The organism is Halorubrum lacusprofundi ATCC 49239 (assembly GCF_000022205.1).
Classification (GTDB): domain Archaea; phylum Halobacteriota; class Halobacteria; order Halobacteriales; family Haloferacaceae; genus Halorubrum; species Halorubrum lacusprofundi.
In genome coordinates this window covers 892,887-909,510 of sequence record NC_012029.1, presented here as the reverse complement: position 1 = coordinate 909,510, position 16,624 = coordinate 892,887, and the positions used below count along the sequence as shown (strand labels likewise).

At 64.1% G+C, this 16,624-nt stretch carries 11 protein-coding genes; 5 read left to right on the top strand and 6 right to left on the bottom strand.

The annotated features are described in order from the left end of the window. Positions 1 to 27: 27 nt before the first annotated feature. The 4 genes from gltB to HLAC_RS04495 all read right to left on the bottom strand — a co-directional run bounded on the left by gltB (position 28) and on the right by HLAC_RS04495 (position 9,277). Positions 28 to 4,731, bottom strand: coding sequence for a glutamate synthase large subunit (gltB, locus tag HLAC_RS04510; protein WP_015909660.1), 4,704 nt, complete (start codon positions 4,729 to 4,731; stop codon positions 28 to 30). Positions 4,732 to 5,031: 300 nt separating this feature from the next. Then, positions 5,032 to 5,199 (bottom strand): HEWD family protein, encoded by a 168-nt coding sequence (locus HLAC_RS19205; RefSeq protein ID WP_169304925.1) that lies wholly within the window; start codon positions 5,197 to 5,199, stop codon positions 5,032 to 5,034. Between the two features lie 71 nt (positions 5,200 to 5,270). After that, positions 5,271 to 6,473 carry a hypothetical protein gene (locus HLAC_RS04500; RefSeq protein ID WP_141104741.1) on the bottom strand — a complete coding sequence of 401 codons (1,203 nt, stop codon included), beginning with the start codon at positions 6,471 to 6,473 and terminating at the stop codon, positions 5,271 to 5,273. A 2,135-nt stretch (positions 6,474 to 8,608) separates the two neighbouring features. Beyond that, positions 8,609 to 9,277, bottom strand: coding sequence for a DUF6517 family protein (locus HLAC_RS04495; RefSeq protein ID WP_015909657.1), 669 nt, complete (start codon positions 9,275 to 9,277; stop codon positions 8,609 to 8,611). A gap of 210 nt (positions 9,278 to 9,487) precedes the next feature. Between HLAC_RS04495 and HLAC_RS04490 the strand changes: the two genes are divergently transcribed. Beyond that, positions 9,488 to 10,228 (top strand): hypothetical protein, encoded by a 741-nt coding sequence (locus HLAC_RS04490; protein WP_049933251.1) that lies wholly within the window; start codon positions 9,488 to 9,490, stop codon positions 10,226 to 10,228. A 51-nt stretch (positions 10,229 to 10,279) separates the two neighbouring features. Here HLAC_RS04490 and HLAC_RS04485 read toward each other — a convergent pair whose 3' ends face one another. Continuing rightward, the gene (locus tag HLAC_RS04485; RefSeq protein ID WP_015909655.1) at positions 10,280 to 10,858 is read right to left on the bottom strand and encodes a DUF7097 family protein; all 579 of its coding nucleotides are present in this window, start codon (positions 10,856 to 10,858) and stop codon (positions 10,280 to 10,282) included. 12 nt (positions 10,859 to 10,870) lie between these two features. After that, complete coding sequence (locus tag HLAC_RS04480) at positions 10,871 to 12,220, bottom strand: alkaline phosphatase family protein (protein ID WP_015909654.1); 1,350 nt, start codon at positions 12,218 to 12,220, stop codon at positions 10,871 to 10,873. Between the two features lie 168 nt (positions 12,221 to 12,388). On the opposite strand from HLAC_RS04480, the gene HLAC_RS04475 reads away from it, so the two are divergent. From HLAC_RS04475 to HLAC_RS04460, 4 genes are all read left to right on the top strand, one after another. Beyond that, the gene (locus HLAC_RS04475) at positions 12,389 to 13,336 is read left to right on the top strand and encodes a PhzF family phenazine biosynthesis protein (protein ID WP_015909653.1); all 948 of its coding nucleotides are present in this window, start codon (positions 12,389 to 12,391) and stop codon (positions 13,334 to 13,336) included. Between the two features lie 99 nt (positions 13,337 to 13,435). After that, complete coding sequence (locus tag HLAC_RS04470; RefSeq protein ID WP_015909652.1) at positions 13,436 to 13,630, top strand: DUF7333 family protein; 195 nt, start codon at positions 13,436 to 13,438, stop codon at positions 13,628 to 13,630. Positions 13,631 to 13,733: 103 nt separating this feature from the next. Beyond that, positions 13,734 to 14,684, top strand: a complete 951-nt coding sequence (locus HLAC_RS04465; protein ID WP_015909651.1) for a calcium/sodium antiporter — start codon at positions 13,734 to 13,736, stop codon at positions 14,682 to 14,684. Between the two features lie 447 nt (positions 14,685 to 15,131). Next, the gene (locus tag HLAC_RS04460) at positions 15,132 to 16,613 is read left to right on the top strand and encodes a D-aminoacyl-tRNA deacylase (protein WP_015909650.1); all 1,482 of its coding nucleotides are present in this window, start codon (positions 15,132 to 15,134) and stop codon (positions 16,611 to 16,613) included. Positions 16,614 to 16,624 lie beyond the last annotated feature (11 nt).

Below are 16,624 nucleotides of genomic sequence, written 5' to 3'. Positions count from 1 at the left end.
TAAAAAGCGAGCCCCGCCGAGTCCGAATCAGTCGTCGCTCGACGCCTGCTCGGTCGCGTCGGACGCGGAGCCGGGAACCGCGGCGGCGGGTTCCGGCAGCTCCTCGCGTACGTCGGCGCCCGTGCCCTCGGCGATGACCTCGGCGTAGGCGTCGGGGAAGACGCGCACGAAGTCGTCGAGCGCGGCCGCCCAGTCGTCGAGCAGCTCGGCCGCCCGGTCGCTGTCGGTGTACGCGCGGTGGTTCTCGACGAGCCGGCGGAGCATGCGTTCGTCGGACTCATCGAGGGTCTCCGAGAGCGACACCATTCCGCGGTTCACGCGGGCGTCGAGCCGGTCGTCAGGGTCGTACACGTACGCGACGCCGCCGGACATCCCGGCCGCGAAGTTTCGCCCGGTGTCGCCGAGCACGGCGACGGCGCCCCCGGTCATGTACTCGCAGCCGTGGTCGCCCACGCCCTCGACGACGGCCTTCACGCCGGAGTTGCGGACGCCGAACCGCTCGCCGGCGACGCCGTTGACGTAGACCTCGCCCGCGGTAGCGCCGTACAGTCCGACGTTGCCGGCGACGACGTTCTCGGCGGGGTCGTAGCCGGCTTCCTCGGGCGTGTTGATCACGATCCGGCCGCCGGAGAGGCCTTTGCCGACATAGTCGTTGGCTGCGCCGGACAGCTCCATGGTGATCCCCGGCGCGAGGAACGCGCCGAAGCTCTGGCCCGCGTAGCCGTCGAACCGACAAGTGACGGTGTCGTCCGGGAGCCCGTCACCGCCGTGTTCGGAGACGATCCGGTTCGAGAGGGTTGCGCCGATTGCGCGGTCGACGTTCTCCACGTCGCGGGTGAGCGCGACGGGCGCGCCGTCCTCGATGGCCGGGCTCGCCTCCTCGATGAGATCCCAGTCGAGCAGGTCGTCGATGTCGGCGTCGTCCTGCTCGCGGGTCTTCGTGCGGGCGTCGCCCGCGGGCTCGGCGATGACCGCCGACAGGTCGAGGTGTTTGGCCTTCTCGTGGTCGGTCTCGCGCTGCGAGAGGAGCTCGGGCCGGCCGATGAACTCCTCGACCTCGGTGTACCCGAGGTCGGCCATGAGTTCGCGGAGCTCCTGCGCGATGAACGTCATGTAGTTGATGACGTGGTCCGGCTGGCCGGGGAAGCGCTGGCGGAGGTCCTCGCGCTGGGTCGCGACGCCGACGGGACAGGTGTTCTCGTGGCACTGTCGCGCCATCACGCAGCCGGCGGTGACGAGCGACGCGGTGCCGAACACGTACTCCTCGGCGCCGAGCGCGGCGGCGACCGCCACGTCGCGCCCGGTCTTGAGCCCGCCGTCGGCCGTCACGCGGATGCGGTCCCGGAGGCCGGTCGCGCGGAGCATCTGGTTCGCCTCCGCAAGCCCGAGCTCCCACGGAAGCCCAGCGTTCTTGATCGATGTCTTCGGTGAGGCACCGGTCCCGCCGTCGTGGCCGGAGACGTGCACCACGTCGGCGTTCGCCTTCGCGACGCCGGCCGCGATGGTACCGATTCCGGCCTCGGAGACCAGCTTCACGTTGACATCGGCGTCGGGACTCGCAGCCTTCAGATCGAAGATGAGCTGCTTGAGGTCCTCGATCGAGTAGATGTCGTGTTGTGGCGGCGGCGAGATGAGCCCGACACCGGGAGTGGAACACCGGACGTGCGCGATCATCTCGTTGACCTTCTTGCCGGGGAGGTGGCCGCCCTCGCCGGGCTTCGACCCCTGTGCCATCTTGATCTGCAGCTCGTCTGCGCTCGCGAGGTACTCGGAGGTGACGCCGAACCGGCCGGACGCGACCTGCTTGACGTTACACTCCTTTTCGGTGCCGAATCGCTCCGGAGGCTCGCCGCCCTCGCCCGTGTTCGACTTCGCGCCGAGCCGGTTCATCGCGATCGCGTTGTTCTCGTGGGCTTCGGGCGAGATGCTTCCGAGGCTCATCGCGGCCGTCGAGAAGCGCTCGACGATCGACTCGACCGGTTCGACCTCCTCGACCGGGACGGCGTCACGGTCGGACTCGAACTCCAAGAGTCCGCGCAGGGTCTGTAGCTTCTCGGACTCGTCGTTGACCAACTCCGCGAACTCTTGGTACTGCTCGTAGTCGCCGCCCCGGACCGCCTGCTGGAGCGTCCCGACCGTCTGCGGGTTCCAGCCGTGTTTGATCCCCGACGAGCGGTGTTCGTACTCGCCGGTGGTCTCCAGTTCGGGGTCGGCGCCGAACGCCATCGCGTGGCGCGTCCGGAGGTCGTCTTCGATCTCTCCGATACCGATCCCCTCGGTGCGGATCTCGGTGCCCTCGAAGTACTCGGCGACGAACGACGACGAGAGCCCGACGGCCTCGAAGATCTGCGCGCCCTGGTACGACTCCATCGTCGAGATGCCCATCTTCGCCATCGTCTTGAGGAGGCCGTCCTCCAGCGCGTGCCGGTAGGCGGCCAGCGCCTCGTCCTCGTCAGCGCCGTCGGGGCCGGCGACAACGTCGGCGATGGAGGCGTACGCGAGGTACGGGTCGACCGCGTCCGCGCCGTACCCGACTAGCGTCGCGAGGTGGTGGACCTCGTGCGGCTCGCCGGACTCGACGACGAGCCCCGCGCGGTTCCGCAGCCCGTTGCGGACGAGGTGGTGGTGAGCCGCGCCGGTCGCGAGCAGGCTCGGCACCGCGAGTCGGTCCGTCCCGACCGCCCGGTCCGAGAGGACCACGGCGTCGGCGCCGTCCTCGATTGCGGTCGCGGCGTCCTCACGGATTCGATTCACCGCGTCGACCAGCGACCCGTCGCGGTCGTACGTCACGTCGACGACTACCGAGGTGAACGACGACGCGTCCGGCTCGTCGCCCTTTCTGTCGGCCGGCTCGCGTTCGCCCGGGCCAGGGAGTTCGCGCAGCGCGGCCGTCTCCGCGTCGGTGAGCACGGGGGTGTCGGAGACGATCTGCTCGGCGTGTTCGGGCGTCTCGTCCAGCAGGTTGCGCTGGTTGCCGATCCGGGTCTCCAGCGAGGTGACGAGCTCCTCGCGGATATAGTCGATCGGCGGGTTCGACACCTGCGCGAACAGCTGTTTGAAGTAGGTGAACAGCGGGCGGTCGACATCGGCGAGCACCGACAGCGGGGTGTCGTCGCCCATCGAACCGACCGGGTCCTTTCCGTCTCTCGCCATCGGTTCGACGAGATGGTCCAGCGAGTCGGTGGTGTAGCCGAACGCGGCTTGGTGGGCTCGCACGGTGGGCTCGGCGTCGCCGTCTTCGCCGGTGTCGTCGCTATCGTCGGATTCTGACTCGACCCCGGCGGCGACATCGTCCTCTTCGACGATCTCGTCGAGGGCGACCTGCCGCTCGGCGACCCACTCGCCGTACTTCTCGTCGGTGAGGTCGTCGAACACCTCGTCGTCGGGGACGATCCGCCCCTGCTCGGGGTCGGCGACGAAGATCTCACCCGGCTGGAGCCGGCCGCGGCGCCGCACGTCCGCTGGCTCGGTCGGGAGCGCGCCGACCTCGCTGCCGACCACGAGTCGATTGTCCTCGGTTACCTCGTACCGGCACGGGCGGAGCCCGTTGCGGTCGAGGACGCCGGCGACGCGGTCGCCGTCGAAGCCGATGACGAGCGCGGGGCCGTCCCACGGCTCGACGAGCGAGGCGTGGTAGTCGTAGAAATCTGCGCGAGCCTGCTCCATCAGGTCGTCGTCGCGGAACGCCTCCGGGATCAGCATCCGGAGGGTGTGCGGGAGGTCGCGGCCGGCCTGCAAGAGGAGCTCGACCGCGTTGTCGACGCTCGCGGTGTCCGATTGGTTGGGATCGTCGATCACCGGCTTGATCGTGTCGAGTTCCGCACCGAACGCCGGGTGATCGAGGTCGTTCTCGCGGGCGCGCATCCAGTTGACGTTCCCGCGGATCGTGTTGAACTCGCCGTTGTGGACGATGTTGCGGTACGGGTGCGCGAGGTGCCACGCGCCGAGCGTGTTCGTCGAGAAGCGCGCGTGGACCAAGGCGACGTGGCTCGCGAAGCGCTCGTCGGTCAGGTCCGGATAGTAGCCGGCGAGCTGCGAGCCCTTGAGGAGGCCCTTGTACACGACGCGCTGGCGGTCGAGCGAGCAGACGTAAAACCGGCCGGCGCCGTCGATGTCGGACACCGCGTTCTCGATCTCGCGGCGCGCGGCGTACAGCGCGCGATCGAAGCCGAGGATCTCCGGGTCGGCGTCGTCGGGGCGCGTCTCCTCGCTGGTGAACCGCTCTGCGAGGCCGGCGCCCTCGACGGGCGCGACGAACAGCTGGGCGACCTCCGGTTCGGAGTCGAGCGCGGTCGCGCCCAGATCCGCGTTGTCCGTCGGGACAGAGCGCCACTCCAAGACCTCCAGTCCGTACACGGAGAACACCTCCGCGATAACGTCGTGGATCTCGGCCTGCACGCTCGGTTCGGTCGGCATGAACACGGAGCCGACGGCGTACACCTCGGGCAGATCGGCGTCGACGACCTCGCGGAAGAAGTCGTCGGGGCGCGCGACCATGATGCCGGCGCCGTCGCCCGTGTTCTCCTCGGCGCCCGTCGTACCGCGGTGTTCGAGGTTCTCGAGCAGTTCGACGGCGTCGGCCACCGTTCCGTGGCTCGGATCGCCGTCGAGATCAACGATTCCGCCGATCCCGCAGTTCGAACGCTCGTCCGTTACTGCCGCAAGCCCCCCACCGTGGCCCGAGAGATCCCGCTCCGATACCTCCCGGGTGTTACTACGTGGCTCGGTCATGCCACACACTCTGGATCGGTCACTTAAAGGTATGACCCTGATAGGGGTAGGATCCATCGTACACACATTAGGGAATATAAGGTAATTATTCATCAGGGGTGTGTTCCAATAGCGTAATCGCTGTTCGATCAGAAGATACCCATCTTCGAGTAAACAATCCGATCGTCAGCGGAATCGTCCGAGACGTAAGTGGTTAAATCCGGAGCGTAACTTAGCGATCGTCAAATCAGGAAAAGAGAGTTGGGGATGAGAACGAGAAGGCAGAGTGCCAAGAGCGGCAGTCCCAGTCCCGAATTACGGTCACTCGATCAGCGGGGTGAACGATCCGTTGATGTCCCACTCGTGGATGCAGTAGACATCCCCGGGCTCGTCCTCGATCCGCCACCCGTCGGCGTCGTCGTCCCAGCGCTCCTCGCGGCCGCACAGCTCACACTCACGCTCCCGTGGTGGGGTGATAGTGGCGCTCATACACTCACGAAGGACGCGGTCCAGCAAAAGGATACCGCCAGCTCCGTAGCGAATCCACGATCGATCGCACATTAGCGGGTCCGCCGTGTTCGGATCGCGACTAGAAGTGTCACCGCGAGGGCCGCCAGCGACTGAAGCGGACCGAACCCGGGAACGTCTTCGGCGGTCGCTCGGATCGGCGCGTTCTCGTAGGTCGGCGTCGCTCGATCCGGCTCGCCCGCGCCAAATTCGGAGTCGTCGGTCTCGTCGTCGGTCTCGTCGTCGATCGACGGCGCGCCGTCGCCGGGCGTTCCGTCCTCTCCAGTCGCCCCGGTCTCCCCGATCTTTGTCGGCGCTGACACGGCGATCGGCCCGTCCAAAAGCGGGGTCCGACGCTCGGCGTTCGGCCGAACCCCGAACCCGACTCCCCGAGCGGGAGCGATCTGATCGTCGTTCCCAGCGGTTCCCGCCGCGCTACCCGCGTTCGGTCCCTCCGGGCCGCCGCCTCCGCTGGCGCCGGTCGGAGCCGTACCTCCCGCGGAGCCACCCGTTCCGGTGCTTCCGCCGCCGTTCCCGTTTCCGCCCCCAGCGACGGGACCTCCGGAAGCGATCCGTTCGCGGTCACCGCCCGGCAAACTGCCTCGGTCGGTGTCGGCGAACGTCACTGTCGAGGTCACGCGATGACCATCCGGCGGATCCGACGCGGCCTCGCGGAGGCGGTCGTCGATGACTCGGAACTCGGCGATGAACTCCTCGCCGGGCTCCGATTCCCTGTTGGTCGGGAGCGCGTCGGTGCCGTCGGCGATCACGTAGAGTCCAGTCTCGTCGACGTGGACGGTCGAGTTGCGCGGTGTCTCACCGAGCGTGTCGCTCGTGGTCAGTCCGTCGTCGCCTCCTGCCGATCGAACGCCGAACTCGAACCCGTCGAGCCGGTCGAGATCGTTACCCGTTTCGACCGTGGCGTTCCGCGCCGCGGGCAGCCCAGCGAGCCCAGACGCGTTCACCGCGTAGACCACGGTGTCGTTCGTTCCGACCCGTTCCGACTGCGAGAGCGTGTCGCCCTCGATGGCGTCTCGCACCGCCGCTGCGCTCCCGAGATCGGACCGAGTCACCCCTGTCCCGGCGTAGGTGGTGAGCCCGTTCGTCGAGCGTCGCGCGAGCGTCACAGTCGCGTTATCGCTTGTCTCGGCGATACCGTGCTCCGAGCGAACCGCGATCTCGTAGGTACCCGGCGGGAGCGTCCCGTTTGCTCCCGGTGTGGTGACCGACTCGATCGACGCTCCCGACCCCGTCACGCTGACGCTCTCGTTGAGAGACCCGTTTGCCGCCGCATACGTGTTGAACCCGAGTGTTGTCTGGCCCTCTTCCGGTGTTTCGAGGTTGATGGTGGCTACTGTGGTGTTGGTACTTGTGTTATCAATGTGAACGAGAGAAGTATTATACGTAGATGAGATATCGATAGGGAGTATCTGACCTGAAGGAACAGATTCAGCCGACATCGGGAAATTTGATTCAAGATCTTTCTTTTTTAGAACAGTTACAGATTTATTGGCTGTGTTACCAGTATTGACATTTATAAAAGTTATATTGTAGTCCCCACTTTCCGAGATATTCACTAGTTTACCATTTGTTCTGGATCTATTAATGATGAATGTAGTTCGATTTACTTTTGAATTTCCTCGAATATTAGCAGCGATATACCGAGTAGATCGAGTGGATTCAAATTCGGCAACTATCCCATTTTCAACAGATGTAGTTGGTACATTTGGTGAGAAAGGAGTATTGACAAGAGTAAGTTGTGTTTGGTTAATATTTGTTTCTGATTGAATTACATACTCCTCTTCTGAAAGCACACTAGTGTTGATAATACTGAGATTTCCATGTTCATAGCTGTGATTCTGTTGTATATCTTGTCCTTCCAAGGATAGTGATATTGTAGCAGAGGTACTAGAATTCAACCCAATATACGTACCTTGAGTCGCGGTAATGTTTGTTTTATTTTCAATAGTGTGAGCGATTCGACGAGGAGAGTATTTTGTTTTAGAATAAGTACTCTCGTAGTGTTTTGATTCGAGATCATCAGCTGAAATTTCCGTTATATACGGAAATTGATTACCAGACTCAGTATACGTGCCGTTGAGTGAAATATCAACACGATTTCCATCGATCCTGTACTTCTCACTATCTTCACTAATATTGATCGTTGATCGAGACTGATCAAAGAATTCTATAGATATTTTTCCTTCTTTTGAACTTATTTCCGTATTAAATACTATTGACAGAACTGAAGTGGTGTTACTCTTATTTAAAGAATTGTCAAAGTAATGTATCGGTTTTTTAACTACTGTTATCGGTACTGGGAATTGAACAGATCGATTATCTGCTGCATATATAACGTTTGTATTCGGCTCTGTTTTTCCCGGATGTATTGTTCCTGCAAGTTCTGCTTCGCCACTTATATTCTCACTAGTAACGTTGATTTCTTTTTTACTTCCTTGTGAACTCCCAATCTGTCGAACTAACTTTCCTTCCTTAGATCTCTCCCAGATAACTACATAATTTGAGTTATTTATCAATTCTAGTTTTTCAAGATGAACTTTCTCTGTCTTGCTATTATACGTATCATTTTGGAAATCAACTTCAGCAGACGAGTGTATACTAAACTGTACATATCTTTCAGAGTACCCTTGCTCTATGACATATTCGATGTCTGTATCTGTGTCTGACAAATTTTCATTGTATACGCTCATGTATTTTGTACTCATATTTGATATTTTTATATCAAACTCAGATCCATCTGGTATAGATTTATTAACAACAATCGTTGCGTTCTTTTTATTCCGGTTTTTTACATATACATCTGAATTGGCCACATCTGTTCGATCAGCTACCGTATATGACGAATTTGATCCGTCAAACTCAGCTCCCCTAGTAACAAGATCTCCCACTCGGATTTTGATATCCTTATCTCCATTTCGTGTTTTAATTCCGCTAATTGTTTGATTTTCATTATATCCTATGTCAATATTATCAGCCTCATCTATACTCCAAACTGCCCCATTCGCGGGGATTACCCCAATTCCAACTCCAATAACGGACAAAACACAGAATGAAAGAGCGAGACTACAGATCGCCGCACACCGGATCGTTGTTCTCCGAGCCATATCGTGTCCACGGCTGTTAGAGCAGCGGCTATCGGACTCTCAGGCCGTCGATCGTGACGCCACGAGTCCGTACCGCAGTCTCACAACGCGAGGTGGTCGTATTCGGATCATTTACTTATAAATTGGTTGCGGACTGCGAAGCTTCCGTCTACGGAAATGTCACTGTCAAAGACGGTGCAGTCGGACGATTTTGATCGCTACTTATCGGACGTACCACAGCCTATACGGGGCGAAATTCTGGTTTAAAGCGGAGAGTGAACGAGCGGTTAGTGTTCGACCTGTTCCATCAGGGAGAGCAGCGACTCGGAGGCGTCGACGGCGGTGGGGTGGACGCCGACGAGTGCGATCACGTCCTCCCCGTGTTGGACCGTCCCGACGTACAGGTACACCGGAACGTCCTCGACCGTGCCGCTCTCTCCGCCACCGCCGTCGACCTCTGCGTCGATGGTCGTTTCGAGGATCGAGATCTCCACCTCCTCACCGAGGATAGTTCGGGTCTCTGACCCCCGATTTTCGATATTGCTCGCCTCGATGTCGGTGCCTTCACCGCCGATCCCGCGCTGATCCACCTGCTCTAACAGCCGTCGGATCAGCTCGGCGTCGTCCGCGCGGACGAGCGGGTTGACCGACTGCCCGCCCACCGACGCGTTCGGCGTGCTCGCCACGAACAGCGCTGACCCGTTCTCGGAGTTCTCGTACCCGGCGGCCCACGTGGTCGCGGACACCTGCGCGTTCACGCCGGCCACGTCGAACTCCTGTTCGATGGTGAACGGCTTCGGTTCCTCTCCCTCGTACCCCGCCTCGGACGCGGCTGAGGACGGAACGCTGGCCGGTTCGGCGTCGAACTCGTAGCTGCCGTTCTCGCCGCCGGCGCACCCGGCGACCGCGACGGATGTCGATGCGGCGATGGCCGCGAGCAGTCCGCGTCTGTGCATACTGATGGATTCTCCCACTGGAACGGTTAAGCGTATCGCCGTAGATATGCCAAACTGATAATCTCGCAATTCGGGGGCGCTCAGCCGGAACAAGCGGATTCAGCTGACGAGGCATTCACGCCGAATCCGGTGGTCCGATCGAAGGCACAAAGTTCACGGTGTGTCGTGTGAGAGGTGAGCCAAATGGAACGCCGAGGACAAATCGGGCTGGTGGAAGCGCTCCTCCTTGATGTCGTTCGTCTCCACGAGACGTGGATGGAGGTCGTCTTCCCCAGACAGCTCGATCCGAGTGCGGTATTAGGGAAGTGGAAACCGGAAAGCTCCGTCCAGACGGTCGGGTACTACCTCTGGGCAATTTTCGGGGCGCCGCTCGTGGCGGTGGCGTATCCGCTCCTGCTCGTTGGGTTCGCAACCCGATACTACGCGGCGAAGCTCGACTCCGCAGTCGCGCGGTTCGGTGTGCTCGGCGCGGTGATCGTCGCGACGGTCGTGTGGGGCTCGTTAACTCTCCTCGCGCACTTCCAACTGCCGACCGAGGTGATGCTCGGAATCGGCGGCGCCAGCGTCGTTGCCGTCGTCGCTGCCGGACTGGCCGCAGGATTCTCGAAGGTCGGCGGTCGGTTCGTCAGCGTCCTCCTCGCGTACCCGTTCGCGATGACGGCGATCTTCTTACCTCCGGTCGTCGCCGCGTTGCTGACTCCCTCCATCTCGGACGTGATCCTCGATCCGAGCTACGAGCTCGCGCGCTGGATCCTCGATACGTTCCTCGCCGTCGGCGGGATCAACGAGACGCTCCGTGGCGCGTTCGACCTGAACACGTTCGGGCAGCAGTGGGGCGTCACCGGCCTCGGGTACGTGCTGATGTGGGTCGGCATCTCCGTTCCGCTCGGCTGGTTCCTTGGTGTGCTGGTCGCGCTGGCGAACCTGATCCGTCCGAAACCCGACGGCTGACACGCCGGGTAGTATCTACCCTCCGCTACTGCGCTGTCCTTCTCCGTCCCGCTACCCTTCCGGATCGAACCGCTCGCTCGCGGTCTCGAATGCGGATTCCAACTGTTCTTTGCTCCGTCGACTCTCTCGTGCCGCGATCGCCTCGGGATCGGGACTGGCGTCGTCGTCGATCCGGGCGAACGACTTGTGGACCTTCGTGTGACACCAGCGACACAGCGCGACGGTGATCTCGTGGGGCCCGGCGTCGCCGTCGGGATTGGAAGTGTCGGGGTCGGGATCGTCGGATGGGGAAGAATTGTCGACAGAAGCGGTGTCGCCGTACGATAGGTGGTGTTCCTCCACCAGCGGCCGGGCGTCGGCGTGAGCCAGTCGGATTTCCGTCAGCCCGCACCGGTAACACTCTCGCTCGTCGGTCGTCGACCGGTAATGCGGACACGCGCGCCACGCGTCGTCCGCGCCGACGTGACAGGCGTACCCGTCTCGGCGTCGTTCGGCTGCGAACTCGGGGTCGTCACCCGCCCGCGTCAGCGCGAACCGACAGCGACCGTCGTCGGTGAGGTGGTCACAGACGCCGGCGACCGCATACGGGTCGTCGACGCCGACCGGAGTTCCGTCTGGCGTGCGTTCCATCTCGACGTCTCCTCAGATGAGACTCGCGCCGTCGAGGTCGGTCCGGCCGTAGTCGACGTCGAGCAGGCGCAGGAGGGTCGGAGCAACGTCGAGTAAGTCCGCGTCTTCGACCTTTGCATCGGGGTGATCGATGAACAGGGCGGCGTCCTCGAACGTGTGCATGCCGGTTCGGGGGCCGTCGGGATCGAACACCGCATCGTGGGGGCGGAATCCCGACTTGAGGTCGAACCCTTCGTGCGGGATCACCACGAGGTCGGGGGCGATAGCGTCGTGGTCGCCGCGGAACACCGTCTCGCGTTCGACGACCCGTTTCGCGACGGGGTTCCCGTTCGGCCCTTCCCACGCTTCGAGCTCGGCCCGGAGCTCCTCGCGGACCGCCTCGTACTCCGACTCGGGGACGACGCCGTCGGGCTCGCGGCCCTCCACGTTGAGGTAGAAGCGTCCGGGGACCAGCGAGTACGCGCGGGCGTCGCCGGCGATGTCGGACAGCGATCCGTGGTCGTCGCCGCCTTCGTACGAGAGCCACCCCTCGCGTTCGAGCCACTCGTTGCAGTACACGTCGTATCGGAGTCGCGCAAACCCGTGCGTGGAGCCGACGACGAGCCGAACGTCGTTCGGGAGCGCTTTCCGGATGTTCCCGATGTGTTCGTCGAGGGCGGCGTAGAACGCGAGCATGTCCTCGCGATACGGGCCGCCGTCCTCGTAGTCGCCCCACAGGAAGTGGTTGATCCGGTCCGGGGTGGAGAACACGCCGACGAACAGGTCCCAGTCGTCCATCTCGACGTAGCGGGAGAACGCCTCCGCGCGGGCGTCGAGCGTCTGGCGGGCCTGCTCGATGAACTCTGCTTTGTCCTTCCGGTGGCCGAGCTTCGCGTTGACCGACAGCCTGTAGTCGCTCTCGGTGAGGTACTTCCGGAGCTCCTCCGGGTGAGCGGCCTTGTCCACGTCGGGCGAGAGGTAGCCGGAGACCATGCGCTGGACCGTTCGCTGCGGCGGGAACGTGACGGGGACGTTCATCACCGTCGCGTTGAGGCCCGCCTCGGTCACTCGGTCCCACACTCGCGTCGCCTGCACGTCGCGGCCCATCGGGACGTAGGTGTCGTACGAGCCGACCTCTCGGTCCTGAAAGCCGTACACACCGGTCTCGCCGGGGTTCACACCACTTGTGAGCGCCGGCCAGCACGCGCTCGACTCGGGCGGCACAACGCTGTCGATCGGTCCCCCGTCGCCCTTGTCGGCGATCGTCGACAGCGTCGGAAACGTGTCCGGGTTGTCGGCGACGAGGCGGTGGGGGAGCCCGTCGATCCCGATGAACGCCACGCGAGGCGTGTCGTTCCCTCGCAGCCGGTCGAAGAGGCCCATAGGGGTACATCCGTCGTGGAGGGCAAAAGAGTTCACATCGCTTTCCGTACGTCTCGGTCTCGGTTGGCCGACACCTTCCCACTGACACCCTCCCACCGACATCCTCCCACCGACCGCCGTCTCTTGCTCCCTCGGGACCCTTTTGAAGACGGACCGTCAGGGTGACCCATGGAGACGCGACGCACGCTTCTCGTCGACGCGTTCGCGGACGAGCCGCTGGCCGGGAACGTCGCCGGCGTCGTTCCGGACGTCGGGGAACTGAGCGAGGACCGGATGGGACGAATCGCTGCGGAGTTGGGTGCCTCTGAGACCGCATTCCTGCTTGACGCCGGCGAGGGCGCCGACGAGCGGCTCCGGTATTTCACTCCCTCAACCGAGGTCGATCTGTGTGGCCACGCCACGATCGCGACTTACGGCGCCTTGTTCGCCGAGGGCGCGATCGACGCCGGCGACCGCACCCTCCGGACCAACGTCGGCGATCTCGAAATCACGATCGACGACGACGGAACCGTCTGGATGCGTCAGAACCCGCCGACGGTCGACGTGATCGAACCGGACAGCGGCAGCGACGGGGACAGCGGAGGCGGCCTCGACGCGGACCGACTTGGCGACGCGCTGGGGATCGACCCGGCCGCCCTGCGCGACGTGGGCGCGGACCTCCCGGTCGCGGTCGCCTCGACGGGGCTCCCGTGGCTCGTTGTCCCCGTGAACTTCCTCGAACGGCTCGGTGAGGCTGAACCGGACATGGCGGCGATCGAGGCAATCACAGAGGCACACGACGTGGCCGGCGTGTACGCGTTCACGTTCGACGCGCTCGACGCCGAGTCGACGCTTCATGGCCGAGCGTTCGCCCCGGCGATCGGGGTGCCTGAGGACCCCGTGACGGGGACCGCGAGCGGCGCGGTCGGGGCCTACCTCCGCGAGGTGGGCGCGTTCGACGGCGACTTCCCCGACGAACTGCGCTTCGAGCAGGGTCACTTCCTTGACCGACCGGGACACGTCCGCGTCCGAGTCGCGGGCGACGTGGTGCGCGTCGGTGGCGAGGCGGTCGTCTCGATGGACGGCGAGCTGCGAGTGCCTGCGGACGACGACAGCGGCGAGATCATCGAGGCGTAGCGCCGCGTCGGCAGGAGGAGAGAAGAAGAGCCGCCGGCGTGTCGGAGACAGCGCTTCCGCGGGCCGAACGCTTAGGGGTTCGCGAACCATACCGCGGCCATGGAGTTCGACCTCCCGCGTGCGGCCGGCATCGTCGCGCTCATCGTCGCCCTCGGAACCGCCGGAGTCGCCTTCGGGACACCGATGGCGCTTTCCACGACGCTGATGATGGTCCTTCCCTCGATGGTCGTCTTCGGTGCCATCGCGTTCGTCACCGGGATGAAACACGGCGAGTTCCGGGCGACGCACGCCTGAGGCCGCGCACGTCCGCGGCACCGCCCTAAATCGACTCACTCGACAGACCACCGACGCTCCGGAATCACGACGCTTTTTAAAACGCCGACGACAACTCGGAGCCGTGCTACTCGGGTCGCCGCTCACGGAACTCCTACTGCTCGCCGGTGGCGCCGCCCTCCTGTACGCCGGCGCCGAACTGCTCGTCAAAGGCGCCAGCGACCTCGCGCTCGCGGTCGGGCTGAAGGCATCGACGGTCGGGGTCACCGTCGTCGCGTTCGCGACGACAGCCCCCGAACTGTTCGTCTCGCTCCTCGGTGCGGTCACGGTGTCGACCGACACCGGACTGGGCGCGATCGTCGGTTCGAACATCGCGAATATCGGACTCGTGTTGGGGGTCTCCGCGCTGATCCGCCCGCTCAACATCTCTCAGACGGTTTTCGAACGTCACATCCCGTTCATGGTGCTCGCGGCGTTGCTTCTTGTCGGCCTCGGGTGGGACGGCCAGATCGGCGCCGTCGACGGTGTCCTCCTGCTCGCTGTCCTCGTCGCGTTCACCGCCGTCGTCCTGCGACGGGTCCAGCAGACCCAGTCTGGGATCTCTGCCGCCGAGCGCGCGGAAATGCCGGAAGCGCGGGTCCGAGACGCTGCCGCCGTCGTCGGGGGTATCGTCGCCCTCGTCGTCGGCTCCAGTTGGCTGGTCGATGGGGGGCAGTCGCTGCTGTCGGCCGCCGGCTTCTCCGACATCTTCATCGGGCTCACGGTGCTGGCGCTGGGGACCTCGCTGCCGGAACTGGCCGCCAGCGTCATCGCGGCAATCCGCGGTGAGGCGGAGTTCAGCGTGGGCAACGTCGTCGGCTCGAACATCTACAACATCCTCGCGGTCATCGGCATCGTCGCGGTGGTCACGCCGATCAGCGTGGCCCCCAGCGTGCGCGGCTTCGAGTTCCCCGCGCTACTCGCCTTTACCGCTCTGCTGGTCGGGCTGATGTACCGCGGCGACCGCATCTCGCGAGTTGACGGCAGCGTTCTCGTCGTCGGCTACGTCCTGTTCGTCTACCTGCTGCTGCCGTGAGTCTGCGGCGGGCGCACTGGATCGGTGGTCGACGACGACGATATTTATAAATGGAAAATAAGCGATGTGCGGTGGCGCGCGCCTCCGAGCGGGCCATCGGCTCGCGAGGAGCGCGTGCGAGGGAGTCGGCGCGGCGCTTTTGAGCGCCGCGCCGGCGAGGCTGGGGAGGCGTGAGGTGCGGTTGCAGTGCTGTGCGGGGTGGGATTCAAAGGGGCAGCCGTCGAGGAGGCCGCAGGCGACGTAAGCACTGGAAGGAGCGAACGGAGTGAGCGACTGAAGCGCGCAACGAGTGTGCGGCCTCCTCGACGGCTGGGGCTTTGGAGGTGTTCGTCGCCGAATCAGCGTCGTTCACTTATAAGCGATCGACCGGGCATTCAAATAAGTTCGTCACCGCTCCATCGACATCGTATCGACGGCTATTCGGCTGCCCGACCCTGACCAACAGGCGTGATAGCGATCGTCGTCAGCCGGGCCGACAGCGCCTCGGAACACATCGGCGAGCACCTGCTCGACCTCGGCGACTGGGAGCGCCGCGACGACCCGAGTCGTCCCGACGCCGACGGCGGCGGAACGTACTACCGGACCGACGGGTTCGAGCTGCGGGAGTTCGACGACCTCCACATCTACCTGGACGATCCCGCGGCCGCGTTCGGTGGTGGGGCAGGTGACGAGACGAACGACGCGGCAAGCGACGACACCGACGAGACCCCCGAGTTCCTCGCGTTCGTCTCCCGCCATTCCGGCGAGACGGGAGAGCTACTAACGGCTCACGTCACCGGGAACTTCGGCCCTGCGCCATACGGGGGCGAGCCGGACACGCTGGCTCGGGCGGCGCCGGGAGCCGAGAAGCGCGTCGTCGAGGCGCTGGCGGCGCACGCTCCCGAGGGGTACGACGTGGGGATCGAGTGCACTCACCACGGCCCGACGGACACGTCCGTCCCGTCGCTGTTCGTCGAACTCGGCTCCGACGAGCCGCAGTGGACCGACGCGGATGCGGCCCGGGCGGTCGCGCGGGCGGTGCTCGACCTGCGCGGGACCGACGCGGATCTGGTCACTGACGCAGGGGAAACGACTGACGAGATCGACGACGACCCCCACCCCCGCCACGTCGTCGGCTTTGGCGGCGGCCACTACGCCCCGCGGTTCACCCGAATTGTCCGCGAGACCGAGTGGGCGGTGGGACACGTCGGCGCCGACTGGGCGCTCGGAGAACTTGGCGCGCCCGACGCGAACCGAGACGTGATCGAGCAGGCGTTCGCGCGGAGCAAGGCGAATGTGGCGGTTATCGAGGGTGAAAAGCCCGATCTCGAAGCGACGGTCGAGGCGCTCGGCCACCGTGTCGTGAGCGAGACGTGGGTGCGTGCGGTCGGCGATCGCCCCTTGCCGCTGGTCGAGCGGCTGGAGTCCGACCTCGCGACGATCGACGAGGGGCTCCGGTTCGGTGAGGTCGTCCCCGCGTCACCCGACGCGATCCGCGTCAGGGGCCTCCCGGAAGACCTGCTCTCGCGGGCACAGGGCGTGGACGCGGACGCGGCCCGCGTGGCCGTGGAGACGAACGCGGTCGCCTTCGACACCGAGCAGGCCGGAACGCGAGCGGCCGGGTCGGTCGCGTTCGCTGACGACGAGGTGTCGCCCGGATACGACGACCTCGTCGCAGACCTCGCGGGCGTGTTGGAGCGCGGGTACGACACGGTCGACATTACCGACGGCGCCGTGATAGCGCGCGAGACCGCGTTCGATCCCGAGCTCGCCGCCAAGCGTGGGGTCCCGGAGGGGCCGGCGTTCGGGCGGCTCGCGAGCGGGGAGTCGGTCGAAGTCGACGGCGAAACGATCGCGCCGGCGGACGTGTCGCGAGAGCGGACAAACCGATTCCCGATCGACTCCCCCACTGACTCCGCCGCCGAGCCCCCTACCGAACCCTCTGAGTGACCGCCCTGTTC